General features: G+C 40.0%; 11 protein-coding genes and 2 pseudogenes. 4 read left to right on the top strand and 9 right to left on the bottom strand.

Features of this window, described 5'->3' with window-relative positions; all coding sequences use genetic code 11:
* The first annotated feature begins 90 nt into the window (after positions 1-90).
* Positions 91-623, top strand: a pseudogene (locus ACUN2T_RS19140) (IS1595 family transposase).
* 306 nt (positions 624-929) lie between these two features.
* Positions 930-3,605 carry a beta-N-acetylhexosaminidase gene (locus ACUN2T_RS19135; protein ID WP_445494576.1) on the top strand — a complete coding sequence of 892 codons (2,676 nt, stop codon included), beginning with the start codon at positions 930-932 and terminating at the stop codon, positions 3,603-3,605.
* Between the two features lie 111 nt (positions 3,606-3,716).
* Here the strand turns inward: ACUN2T_RS19135 and ACUN2T_RS19130 are convergent, their stop codons facing one another.
* From ACUN2T_RS19130 to ACUN2T_RS19115, 4 genes are read right to left on the bottom strand one after another with little or no spacing between them, the layout of a single operon-like run.
* Entirely contained in the window at positions 3,717-4,232 is a 516-nt protein-coding gene (locus ACUN2T_RS19130) for a GNAT family N-acetyltransferase (protein ID WP_445494575.1), read from the bottom strand.
* Entirely contained in the window at positions 4,193-5,422 is a 1,230-nt protein-coding gene (locus ACUN2T_RS19125; RefSeq protein WP_445494574.1) for a hypothetical protein, read from the bottom strand. The genes ACUN2T_RS19130 and ACUN2T_RS19125 overlap by 40 nt, the downstream gene beginning before the upstream one ends.
* On the bottom strand, positions 5,391-5,897 hold the full coding sequence (locus ACUN2T_RS19120; protein WP_445494573.1) for a hypothetical protein: 507 nt from the start codon (positions 5,895-5,897) through the stop codon (positions 5,391-5,393). The genes ACUN2T_RS19125 and ACUN2T_RS19120 overlap by 32 nt, the downstream gene beginning before the upstream one ends.
* Positions 5,872-6,558, bottom strand: coding sequence for a multinuclear nonheme iron-dependent oxidase (locus tag ACUN2T_RS19115; RefSeq protein ID WP_445497929.1), 687 nt, complete (start codon positions 6,556-6,558; stop codon positions 5,872-5,874). Before ACUN2T_RS19115 ends, ACUN2T_RS19120 begins: the two co-directional genes overlap by 26 nt.
* A 29-nt stretch (positions 6,559-6,587) precedes the next feature.
* On the opposite strand from ACUN2T_RS19115, the gene ACUN2T_RS19110 reads away from it, so the two are divergent.
* Positions 6,588-6,905: a hypothetical protein gene (locus tag ACUN2T_RS19110; RefSeq protein ID WP_445497992.1), complete on the top strand. Its 318-nt coding sequence runs from the start codon at positions 6,588-6,590 to the stop codon at positions 6,903-6,905.
* Between the two features lie 290 nt (positions 6,906-7,195).
* Positions 7,196-7,533: pseudogene (locus tag ACUN2T_RS19105) on the top strand (chitobiase/beta-hexosaminidase C-terminal domain-containing protein); the annotation flags it as partial.
* 209 nt (positions 7,534-7,742) lie between these two features.
* Here ACUN2T_RS19105 and fur read toward each other — a convergent pair.
* From fur to ACUN2T_RS19080, 5 genes are all read right to left on the bottom strand, one after another.
* Positions 7,743-8,189 (bottom strand): ferric iron uptake transcriptional regulator, encoded by a 447-nt coding sequence (fur, locus tag ACUN2T_RS19100; RefSeq protein WP_445494572.1) that lies wholly within the window; start codon positions 8,187-8,189, stop codon positions 7,743-7,745.
* A 330-nt stretch (positions 8,190-8,519) separates the two neighbouring features.
* Complete coding sequence (gene fldA / locus ACUN2T_RS19095) at positions 8,520-9,050, bottom strand: flavodoxin FldA (protein ID WP_445494571.1); 531 nt, start codon at positions 9,048-9,050, stop codon at positions 8,520-8,522.
* A gap of 172 nt (positions 9,051-9,222) precedes the next feature.
* A complete protein-coding gene (gene ybfE / locus ACUN2T_RS19090; RefSeq protein ID WP_036836823.1) occupies positions 9,223-9,510 on the bottom strand; it encodes a LexA regulated protein in 288 nt (95 codons plus the stop codon).
* 139 nt (positions 9,511-9,649) lie between these two features.
* On the bottom strand, positions 9,650-10,618 hold the full coding sequence (locus ACUN2T_RS19085; RefSeq protein ID WP_445494570.1) for a GlxA family transcriptional regulator: 969 nt from the start codon (positions 10,616-10,618) through the stop codon (positions 9,650-9,652).
* Positions 10,619-10,800: 182 nt separating this feature from the next.
* On the bottom strand, positions 10,801-12,948 hold the full coding sequence (locus ACUN2T_RS19080; protein WP_445494569.1) for a type I secretion system permease/ATPase: 2,148 nt from the start codon (positions 12,946-12,948) through the stop codon (positions 10,801-10,803).
* Position 12,949 lies beyond the last annotated feature (1 nt).

The raw sequence follows: 12,949 nt of genomic DNA, 5'->3' as shown, positions 1-12,949 counted from the left end.
CCTTATTTCTTCAGTTTCTTTCTTTTCAAATATTTTTTTCAATTCAGATTGGGGCTGTCCTAGATAAGTAATTTGATTTAGGATATCCAAATGAGAAAAAGTTGGATTAGCCAATACAAGCAAAAACGTCTTCAGGAGCTCTTTGTGGCAGGGGCTACAGTTCGCACTGTGGCAGATTTCGGGGGTAAATGTAAGGGAAAACGCGGGCGAGGTTCAGCCGGAAAAGTCCCTGTTTTCGGGTTTATCAAGCGAGGTGGTAAAGTCTACACCCGCCTAATACCTAACGCTAAATCCGATACCTTGATGCCGATAATCACGGCGAAAATTAAGCCTGACAGCCTGGTCTACACAGACAATTTTGCCCGTTATGATGGGTTGGGCGTGTCCGAAAACACTATCGAATCAACCATAGCACGGAGTTTGTAGACGCTAAAAATGGTCAAAACCCTATCACTGGGATAGAGAATTTTTGGAACCAAGCCAACCGTCATATGCGTAAATTTAATGGCATTCCAAAGGAACATTTTGAGCTCTTTCTCAAGGAATGTGAGTGGAGATTTAACACACCGGATGTAAAAGACCAATTATATATTCTAAAACAAATAGTTAAGAGAAAGATATAATCGTTATCTAGGACAGCCCCTAAATTTTTTTATTTTACGGATGGATTTACATTTTTGATCGTGATTTATTTTAATTAAAAAGTAATTAATTTTATGGTTACACATAGTACAAAAATCAGCATTAATTCAATCTATGACCAGAATGTGCATTTTCAAGGATCTGACTGGAATTTTTCCAGGATGAGAAAGAGATTAAATTCAATATCATCATGCCATTTATTGTCTTCTAATGGTTCGTTGCCGCTGTTTTTATATTTCTGGGCAGTGGCTTACCTTACATAATATTTGTGTTTGAAAGAGGCAACAATGAAGAAATTTAAATTGCGTACACTGGCGGCGTTAACGGCAACGGTTGGTCTGATGGGTTCTGCCTATGCCAATAATACAGCGCAGCAATTGGTTGATTCACTGAGTCAATTAAAAGTTAATTATAAGGTTGTTGATAATCAGGCCGGAGATCATGGTGTTAATTGTGCGGTATTGGGGGCGGACTGGGCTACTTGTAATCGGGTCGATATTACGTTAACTAATGGTAATCAGGCTATTGACTCATCTGACTGGGCGATTTATTTCCATAGTATCCGTCAGGTCTTGAGTGTCGATAATGAGCAGTTCAAAATCACGCGTATCACGGGTGATTTACATAAACTGGAACCAACTGAGAAATTCACCGGTATTAAAGCGAATCAGCAGGTAAAACTGCCTATTACCGGAGAGTACTGGCAGATTTACAGCACTGACTTTTTGCCGCGCTGGTATGCAACGTCAGGCGATGCGAAACCTAAAGTCCTTGTGAATACGGATACAGAAGATCTGCGCGAATTTTTATCTGCTTTCACCGGTGATCAATGGAAACGTACAAACGCGGATAACAACATTCTGATGACGCCTGAAAATCGTTATGCGAAGAATTTGCAGGTTAAAAAAGTTGAGTCAGAAAAATTACGTGGGCAAATAATTCCGACGCCAAAAGAAGTTCAGATTTATTCAGAGGACGCTGATTTATCTGGGGGGGTAAGACTGGAATTTGGCGGTTTGAATGACGAGGCGGTTATTCTGGTCAGAAAACGTTTTACCGATCAAGGCATTAAATTAGAGAATAGTGGCTATCTGGTTGCGACTCAGATTGTCTCTTCGGACTTTACCGGTGAATGGAAGGTTAAAGGGGCTTACCGCCTGAATATTACCCAGAATGGTGCTCAAATTGTTGCTTCTGACCAATCTGGGGTGTTTTACGGCCTTCAATCTCTACTGTCATTGATTCCTGTTGATGGCAGCGCGAAGATTGCGACTCTGATGGTAAAAGATGCTCCGCGCTTTGAGTATCGTGGGGCTCTCCTTGATGTAGGGCGTAATTTCCACAGCAAACAGGCGGTCCTGCGTTTGCTTGACCAAATGGCAAGTTACAAACTGAATAAATTCCATTTCCACCTGAGTGATGATGAAGGTTGGCGTTTGGAAATTCCGGGATTACCCGAGCTAACGGAAGTTGGTAGCCAGCGTTGTCATGATTTGAGTGAAACCAAATGCTTGTTGCCACAATTGGGATCTGGCCCTGATAACAACAATATGGGGAGTGGATTCTTCAGCCGTCAGGACTACATCGACATTTTGAAATATGCCAAAGCCCGCTATATTGACGTTATTCCCGAAATTGACATGCCGGCTCATGCTCGTGCCGCAGTGGTTTCGATGGAAGCTCGTTATAAGAAGTTGATGGATCAGGGTAATGTGAAAGGCGCGAATTTATATCGCTTGTTGGATCCAACCGATACCACCAGAGCAACCTCTGTTCAGCTTTATGATCGTCGCAGTTATTTGAACCCGTGTATGGATTCTTCAAAACGATTTGTTGAAAAAGTCATTGGTGAAATTGCTGCTATGCATAAAGACGCTGGCTTGCCATTGGAGACCTGGCATTTTGGTGGTGATGAAGCGAAGAATATTCGTTTGGGAGAAGGGTTTCAGGATAAGAATGGCCCTATAGTACCGGGTAAAGGCATCATTGATAAGAGTATAGAAGATAAGCCGTGGGCTAAATCTCAGGCTTGCCAGAAGTTGGTGGAGCAGGGTGTGGTGAAAGATATTGAGCATCTTGCCAGCTACTTCGCAATTGAAGTGAGCAAAATTGTGAATGCCAATGGTATTGAGAAAATGCAGGCGTGGCAGGATGGCCTGAAACATGCTGACAGCGCTAAAGATTTTGCGACCAAACGCGTTGGTGTGAATTTCTGGGATACTCTCTACTGGGGTGGCTTTGATTCAGTCAATGATTGGGCGAACAAGGGCTATGAAGTCGTTATATCCAACCCGGATTATGTTTATCTGGATATGCCATATGAAGTTCATCCGCAGGAACGTGGATATTATTGGGCAACCCGTTTTAATGATGAAGCCAAGATCTTTAGTTTTGCGCCAAATAATATGCCACAAAATGCGGAAACATCCGTTGACCGTGATGGTAATGCATTCCGTGCGAAAAGTGACAAACCGTGGCCGGGCGCTTATGGGCTGTCAGGGCAAGTATGGAGTGAAACCGTCCGTACTGATGAGCAGATGGAATATATGCTTTATCCTCGCTTATTACCGCTGGCAGAACGAGCATGGCACCGGGCTGGTTGGGAGCAGGATTATGTTCCAGGCCAGGAATATAAGGGAGGAGAAACGAATAAAGTTGATATAGATGCACTGAATCGTGACTGGACCCGGTTCGCTAACCTGATAGGGCAGCGTGAGCTTGTCAAACTGGATAGAGCAGGAATTGCTTACCGTTTACCGGTTCCGGGGGCTAAGGTAAAACGTGGCATTTTGCGGGCTAATGTTGCTCTGCCTGGGTTAGTAATCCAGTATTCGACGGATGGTGGTCGTAATTGGGAAGTTTATAACAACCATAAACGTCCAAGAGTGAAAGGTAATGTGTTGATCCGTTCTGTCAGTCCGGATGGTCAACGTTACAGCCGGATTGATCATGTAAGGGCATGATTTTGTCTCATCAAAAAGGAACCCATTAGGGTTCCTTTCAGAACGCTGTTGACTCCCATCGAATGTAGGCGTCCCCCGACGATCTGAAAATACTATTTACACAGGAATTTCTCACTGTTCAGATAGTCCTTTAGTCATATAGTATTCATCTGTCAGTTCACCATTTATAAATAGTGAGCTAGTTCTGATGCCAGAAAAAATAAAACCTGATGACAAATACAGCTTTATTGCCAATGTATTTTTTATTGCAACGGTTAACTCAAGTCTATTAACTCCATTTTTCCGTGACCAATCTTGTGCTTTGTCGAGTAGGGTCCTCGCTATGCCTTTATTTCTATATTCTTTTTTTACGCCAAGAACAATAGAACCCAGATGCCTGTTTCTATTGAACACCCCTCTAGATACAACAATAAATCCAACAATGTTTTTGCTATCTTCACATATTAACATTTGCCTGTCTTTTCCGAATCCTTTTATTATATCTGCTTGTTCTTCAATACTTATTTTTCTTTCTTCCGGCTCAAGCAACATAAATTCCGATGTGTTATCCAAATCGTTAAAAAAAACAATGAGATTATTTGCGTCTTCTACGTTAACTTCTCTAAAAACAAAGATTTCTTTTTCCATAGCAGATACCATATTAATGAAATTAGCGTATACAATATATTACTGCATACAAAAGTCAATAAGATCTCGAATGATGTTGGACTAATTAATGTAGAGGTGACCACAAGAACGGTAATAATAGGAATTACTTTAAGATATACAGATTTTGAGTTTGGTGATTTGCTCCTTATTCTGTTAATAATAGATACAGAAGTCAAGTCAAAGAATATAACTAATGCACAAATTATTATGTTTATTGTTTCTGTTAGCGTGTTGAATACCATCAAACTAATTAATGGTGAGGCGGCTGAAAAGATAATAAGGTAAAATAAGTTGGTACCTATCGCGATATTTAAAAAATTGTTCTCACCATTTCTGTAATTTGAAGCCAATGAAATAACAGCAGAAAAGCCCGTGACAAATAGGTAATTCATAATCCCCATGTAAACAAATAATTTTGATAATTCTATGTTTGAAATTAATGTTGAGACAAACCTTATTAAAATAGACATCAATATTACTAATGATGTAGATGTCAAAGCTTCGTTTATTCCTATATTCACAATATCCTTAATGTAAGGCAAGTCAACTTTTTTCCATTTTATAAATTTTATTAATGGGATTGAAGATGAGATGGCCATATATACTCTTGAAATACTGATAGCAAGAGCAATAGAAAATATTAAATCACCAGTAAATAAGTATAATGCAATCAAGGCGAATAAATTTGTTAATATACTGAATAAGTTGACTTTTACCATGTGCCTTTCTTGTTTTGTAGACTCTAGAATTGCACAGTTAACAGAATATATACATAATGGTATAATGCCGATTGATAGTATCAATGCTGTTCTTTTTGTTACTGCATGGTCACTGTAATAATGTATTGATATCCCAGATATTAGAGTTATTAATAAACCTATTATCGTCGCTGTTATTAAAAGCCAAGTGTAGTTTTCGTAAGTGTAGTTTTTATTTTTAATGTCTGATTTTATATTAATGCCTATGAAAAAGGTACATGAGGCAACAACAAATATCTGAACCAACTGTGATGATAGTAAAAAAAATCCAGCATTGTTTGCAGACAATTGATATATTAGTGCGGTAATAATGAGTTGCATTGCCATGTTTAGCATTCTACTCTTAAACATTGTTATCGATGGCAATATAATACCCTTGTCAAATATATATAATTTCTTTTCTTCTATCATGAGATCCATCATCCATAATATCAATCTTGGCTATGTATAATTTTCTCGCAATTGACGCTTTTTTTGACTTTTTTGCTATAAACTTATATCCTTCTTTAATTTTGGAGTATATTATTACCTCTTCTTTGTCGCTTTTATCAAAATAAGTCCATTGGCTTGCTGAGAAGATTAATAAATCATTAATCATTTCATCTGTAAGGTTTTTTTTATTTTCATGTCTGAAAGATAAAAAGTATGCAAATATTCTCCAGTCGAGATGATATTTCCTCTTGTTTGCCCAACGTATAAATTCCTCTGCTTCTTCAAAAGAAACTTCAGCTTTAGATCTGCTCAGAGGATTGTTTAATATACTAGTTATATTATAGATCATGAGCTTAGATAGAGAGTCTGATTTGTTTTTTGGTAGTTCTGATGCGGACTCTCCAGTTACAACATAAGAGTAACAATTTCTATTGTCTGCATAATTCGATGTCATTAATCCAGTCTCCTAATACAAAATTATCATCTCTTTCAACAGATAGTGATGTAAGGTTGCCCTTACTCTCTGTTTCTAATTTATTAAAATACTCTAATGAAAGATTAGATATTCTATGTGCATGAGTGTCAACTAAGAAACCAGGACGTAATGATGTTTCTGCATAACCACCAATGTGAAGATGGTTTATTTCTATATCAAGCCATTCTTTAAATGGGGTTCCCGTGTTTTCTTGTGCAATTACAGCATTTGATATATCAAACAAAAATCCATTGCCGCATTTTTTTGTCATTTCTTTAAAGAAATCTGGTTGTAGCCTAGCGTTTTCATCAAGTATTGAAGGGAAGTTTTCTAAATAAATTTTTTCGCCAATTATATCTTGCCAAAGGCTTACTGAATCGAAGTATTTATCTTTTTCAGAAGAGTAATCTACTTCACTCATTGTTGGTAAAGGATAGCTATTATGATAAAAAATACCAACATGATCAGATATATATATGGGGTCTAGTTCTTTTTGGAGTAGCCTTATGATTTTCCCTATGCTCTCCAAATCTTGTTTGCTTCTGTGCATATATTTAGAGTTCATGATATGAAACGCTATCGGTAATCCTTTGCTTATGTCAAGTATTGAGTCAGGAGAGCACTGTAAAAAGTTATCTATTAATATCTCTATGAAGTCGACCTTTTTCAGTGATATTATCTCTTTTAGAACTTTTAGAACTTTTAGAACTTTTAGAACTTTTAGAACTTTTAGAACTTTTAGAACTTTTAGAACTTTTAGAACTTTTAGAACTTTTAGAACTTTTAGAACTTTTAGAACTTTTAGAACTTTTAGAACTTTTAGAACTTTTAGAACTTTTAGAACTTTTAGAACTTTTAGAACTTTTAGAACTTTTAGAACTTTTAGAACTTTTAGTTCTCTATTTCCAGACCAATTGGTTCCTATTTGCATTATTCACCTATTCACAAAACTTTCGAATGATTTTAAATAATGAATTGAATTTATAGTTTCATCTTCCTCTTCTTTTGTTAAGCATAGGTTTACTTCACTTCCTTCTATACTTAGTACTACAGCCGTAGATACCAGAAAGTTGCATTTTCCTTGATGCTCACAACTCTGAGAAACCGCATGAATTAAGCTTTTCTATGAGTGTCTTTTCTGTTGAAAAAAGTAAGTACGGCTGTAGTACTAGGCTGTGTCCCGTAATAGATTGAGATAGGATAATCATTTGGCTCTGACTTTCGGGAAAAACATGTTATGGCTCGTTATGACCTTCCTGATGAATGTTCCAGGCTAGGAATATAAGGGAGGAGAAACGAATAAAGTTGATATAGATGCACTGAATCGTGATTGGACCCGGTTCTCGCTAACCTGATAGGGCAGCGTGAGCTTGTCAAACTGGATAGAGCAGGAATTGCTTACCGTTTACCGGTTCCGGGGGCTAAGGTAAAACGCGGTGTTCTGAAAGCCAATATTGCTTTGCCAGGGTTGGTTATTCAGTATTCAACTGATGGCGGTAGTAGCTGGAAGATTTATGACAATGATAAACGTCCGAAAGTGAAAGGTGATGTGTTGATCCGTTCTGTCAGTCCGGATGGTCAACGTTACAGCCGGATTGATCATGTAAAGGCATGATTTTGTCTCATCAAGAAAGGAACCCATCAGGGTTCCTTTCAGAACGCTGTGTTGTATTGCCACAACGCGGCGCCTGCACTTACGTTAAAGGCGGTAAAACGATAAGTCACTATGTTCTGGGAACCAGTCACCTTGAGTGACTGGCATTACCCTGATGGGTCCCTTTCTATCTATGGCTATGGATAAAAAATTATCGGCTCAGGAATGAATTACTTCTCGTCATGTACACTATTGTCTTCGCGGCAATTACCTGCCGAGCAATGACCATATAAATAAAGACTGTGGTTTGAGAGTTTAATCCCATAACGTTCAGCGATATTCTTCTGGCGTTTTTCGATCTGTTTGTCTCTGAATTCAATGACTTTACCGCAGTCCAGACAGATCAAATGGTCGTGGTGGTGTTGTTGAGTGAGTTCAAAAACCGATTTGCCACCTTCAAAATTATGACGGGTGACAATGCCGGCGTCATCAAACTGATTCAACACGCGGTAGACAGTAGCGAGGCCAATCTCTTCACCGTTATCAATCAGTTTTTTGTAGAGATCTTCCGCACTGACGTGGTGGTATTCAGGATCCTGTAACACTTCCAGTATTTTCAGTCGAGGAAGTGTCACTTTAAGCCCAGCATCTTTTAATGCCTTATTGTTGTCGGTCATGCGGATTCAGTCCTGTTACTCAGTAAAGTGAACTTAGCGATACTTCAAAAAGTACCGGTTAGTTATCAGATTATGATTATAGGTATGGCTAATGAAAATGAAAACCACGTTAACCTTAACTATCATTACACATTTTGCCAGAATAATCATTTGTAAGACGCAGGAATAACCTTACTATTTATAATGTTTAGGCTATCTTTTCGCCATTCTTTGTAGTAAAAGAGCGGATGTGAGCAGTGTGTTGACAAAAGCGAATGGCTACTCACCTACCGCGTATTCACTATTGATAAGAAATGGCCTGCACCAATATACGCCTATTGGGGTAAATTCCTATCCGGCAATAATTTCCGCCAGACTCATCTCTTCGTAGATCTGCTTAGTCCAAGAATTAACGCGTTCTTCGGTTAATTCTGGTTGGCGGTCTTCATCAATAGCCAGCCCAATAAAATGATCATCATCAGCCAGACCTTTTGATTCTTCAAAGTGATAACCCGCTGTTGACCAGTGACCAACAATAATTGCGCCACGGGGTTCAATAATGTCACGGATAGTTCCCATCGCATCACAGAAATATTCCGCGTAATCTTCTTGATCGCCGCAACCGAAAAGGGCAACCAGCTTCCCGTCAAAATCGATCTCTTCCAGAGTAGGGAAAAAATCATCCCAGTCACACTGAGCTTCTCCGTAGTACCAGGTAGGGATGCCGAGCAGCAGAATATCGAACTGTTCGATATCTTCTTTACTGCTCTTGGCAATATCGTGGACTTCAGCAACGTCGGAACCCAGAATTTTCTGGATTTTTTTGGCAATATTTTCTGTGTTGCCAGTATCGCTGCCAAAGAATATACCTATAATTGCCATAAAATGATATAACCTCTTGTTTTATTTGTGTATTTCTGTTTGAGATATACGTATAAAATGTCAAAATCAGCAGAAAAATTCTGATTGTATTATTAAAAAAACAAAATCCTATTCTGACCAAACAGCAGGGACAATTCTGTCAAATTTGTGTGATTTCGTACTTTCAATGTTATCAAGCAGTGATATCGCTTTCTGCTAACTGAGCCAGCAAAATTTGCTCAATGAGTTCACTGCGGCTGATATTGCGTTGTTGTGCAAGAAAGTTTAGTGCATCGACTGCGTCAGCATTTATTTTCAATTCCACACGACGCAGACCACGCACCTTATCACGGCGAAGCTGGTTACGTTTATTGACTCTGAGCTGTTCATCCCTGGAAAGTGGGTTGGTTTTTGGGCGCCCCGGTCTGCGTTCATTTGCGAACAAATCCAGAGTGGTGCGATCCATTTGTTCTTTTGCCATAAATTCAATTACTAAAGGGCGTATACCATAAAATATAGCACGCCATGATACCCCAGCTTCCTGTGTATCGCTACTGTCTGACAAAGATAAAAAGCGGTGTCACTGTTTATTCGTAAAGGATGTCCATTGTGTTCCGACTTTAACGGTACTGGTATTTTCTGCGGTACTCGATGGGTGTTAACCCATTAGATTTCTTAAATAATTCTCTGAAATAGCGGGTGTCTTCATAGCCAACTTCATGACTGATTTCTTCTATGGTCTTATTCGATTTTTCTAAGCAGTATTTTGCCAGGGATAACCGGATTTGCTGGATATATTGGATTGGTGTTTGACCGGTGGCTGTTTTAAAGCGTCGCTTCATCTGCCTTTCACACAAATGAATTTTATTTGCCAGATCGCCGACTGATAATATGTCTGATGGGGCAGAATGCATCCAATCCTGTAGTTTGTGGATTAAGGTATCTGAGTGCTGGCGGTATGGTACAAAACTTGCCAGAGTATGTGGAGGGGCGCCTTCTATGTCACCAAATATAAGTTGGCTACAAGTTTCTCTGGTATTTTGACCATATATTTGTTCAATAATATGCATCATCACATCATTGTATTCATAGGTGCCGGAAGTACAAAAAATATTGTTATCGCTGGTGACTTTTATTTCTGAATGTAACCGTACTTGTGGAAACATGTCCTTGAATAATTTGGTAAATAACCAGTGTGTGGTGGCTTTGCGGTTATTGAGTAAATTAGCTTTAGCCAGTACAAAAGAACCTGAACAAATGGCGACGATAGGAATATTTCTTTCTCCCATCATCTGGAGCCAATCTAAGGTTTCTTGGGTACAAAGATCGACATCGTAATAAGGGACCCCAACTGAACCCACCAGGACAATATCTGTTTGTCTAATTTCTCCTATGAGTTTATTGGGTTTTAGCCGAACACCGCCTAGTCCGATAGCATCCTGATTATCCTGTGTGACAATATTGATTTCCGGCACCGGTGCTCCGGCTAAATGAGCGGCAATGGTTAAAATTTCTATCGGGCCGGTAATAGAAGTCAGAGGTCCTCCTGAAAATGCTAAAGCGCTTAAAGAAACTGGATTCCTGTCCATAAAATTCTCCAACTTAAAAATTAAGATGTGTAAAGATATTTTATTATCTAACATGTTAATAACTTATTATAATAATTATAAATAATTTAATTACATAGAGTTATTTTTTAGAACAAATAAGTAAGACTAGATACAATTTCAGTCAAAATTTATTCAATTCTGGTTAAGAGTTAAGCGGGTAGTCATTTAGTTTCGCCAACTTGTTGATGCCACAAATGAGCGTATAAGCCGCCTTGCTGGAGCAATGGGTCATGTGAGCCAAATTCGACAATTTGCCCCTGATCTAACACACAAATTTTATCCGCGTGGCGGATCGTATTGAGCCTGTGAGCAATGCTAATAACTGTTCTGTTACGGCATATTTCATCCATATTTGCCATGATCGCCGCTTCGGATTCATAGTCCAATGCTGAGGTGGCTTCATCAAGGATCAGAATCGTTGGGTTGACCAAGAGCGCTCTTGCTAATGCGATTCTCTGTCTTTGACCACCTGAGAGATTTGCCCCTTTTTCCCCAACTGGATGTGCAAAACCGTGAGGAAAGGATTGAATAAATTCAATGGCGCCGGATAATTCAGCAGCGCGGTAGACTTCTTCATCTGTCGCATTGGGTTTACACAGCCGGATGTTATCGGTGATGCTGCCGGAAAACAGGATACTTTCCTGGAGTACAACACTCATATTGCGGCGTAAGGAGACGGGATCGGCAATAGCCAGATCCATGCCATCAATCAGAACTTGTCCATGCTGGGGTACATATAGCCTTTGCAGCAAACGAGTGAGCGTACTTTTACCTGAACCAGAGGGTCCGGTTATACCAATAAATTGACCAGATTTTATCGATAACGATAGGTTTGCCAGAACTTCCGGCGTGTCGTCATGATAACGGAAGCGAATATTTTTGAATTCAATCTGGCCTTCCAGCTCAGGTACAGAAGCCAACCCTTGTTTACTGTTTTCCATTGGTTCATCAAGAATATCCCCCACACGTTTCAGCGCGATTAACGTGTGCTGAAAATCCTGCCAAACCTGTGCGAGCCGGAGGATAGGTTGCGTGACGTGTCCGGCCAGCATATTGAAAGCGATAAGTTGCCCCGGAGTCAGTTCACCACGCAGGACTTCTGTCACTCCCCACCATAAGAGGATCGCGGCAGTAAATTTCTGGACAAAATCGATTCCCTGTCCTGCGATTAAACCGCTTTTTTGTGCTGTGAAGCTTTTAGTCAACTGCTGGCTGAGAATACGTTGCCACTGATGTAAGAAACGGTTTTCAGTCGCGGTGGTTTTGATGGTTTCAATCCCTGTCACGGCTTCAGTCAGAAAGCTTGTTGCATTTGCATCGGTTTCATATTCTGCCGCTACTTTGCGGCGAATAATCGGCCCGGCGGCGACCCAAAATACGAAATAAACGAAAAGCGAACCAATAACAATCCAGGTTAGTATCCAGGCATAGTAAAACATGATGCCAATGAACATGATGACGAAGAGCAAATCCAGCAACAGCATCAGGGTAGAGCCCGTCAGAAACTGGCGGATTTGAGACATCTCTCTGACTCTGGCAATGATCTGCCCTGTTTGCCGTTGTTTAAAATATTGCAGCGGCAATCCTGCCAGATGACGATACAGTTGCCCAGATAGCTCAGAGTTTATCTGGCTTGCCATGTGCCCAAACACGGTATTGCGCATAAAGCTATACAAAGGTTCGGCAAGAGCGAGAGCCAGCATAGCTATGCCTAATACATGCAGGCTGGATAAACTTCGGCCTACCAAAACTTTGTCGATGATGTTTTCAAACAGTATCGGGCTGACCAGCGCAAATAACTGGAGTACGATGGCGAACAAAAACAGATCTCTTATCTGACTTTTCTGCCGGAAAATTGAGGGATAAAACCAGCCCAAGCCGAATTTGACATGCTTCTTAGTTAATTCCTGATCTGCGATCAAAAGAATTTTATAGGCACTTTTTTTATCGTCAGCAGGTAGGGGGAGTGACCGCGTTTGTTTAGTCGCAGGATCGAGAACGGTAATATTGCCATTATCGACTTCAATAAGTACCCACCACTGTTGTTCCAGTTCGATCAATGCCGGTAAGGGCAGCGTCGGCGCTGTATTGGCAGTGAAGCGCTCAATTTTACTGTGCAGCCCGATAGCGTTGGCGGCTTCACGCAGTTGTAAGTCACTCAGATGTAAAGAATCAAAACCCAGGCTGTGTTGAAGTTGATCAACAGTGGCTGATTGATGAAATTGTTTCCCCACATAGACGATGCAATCCAGCGCCCGATTATGAACGTAGCGGCTGGAGTCAGTGGCAGAAGAGGGTAATAGATTCACG

The organism is Photorhabdus machadonis (assembly GCF_052657765.1).
Note: the sequence above shows the minus strand (reverse complement) of the source record. Positions and strands in the feature narration are given on the sequence as shown.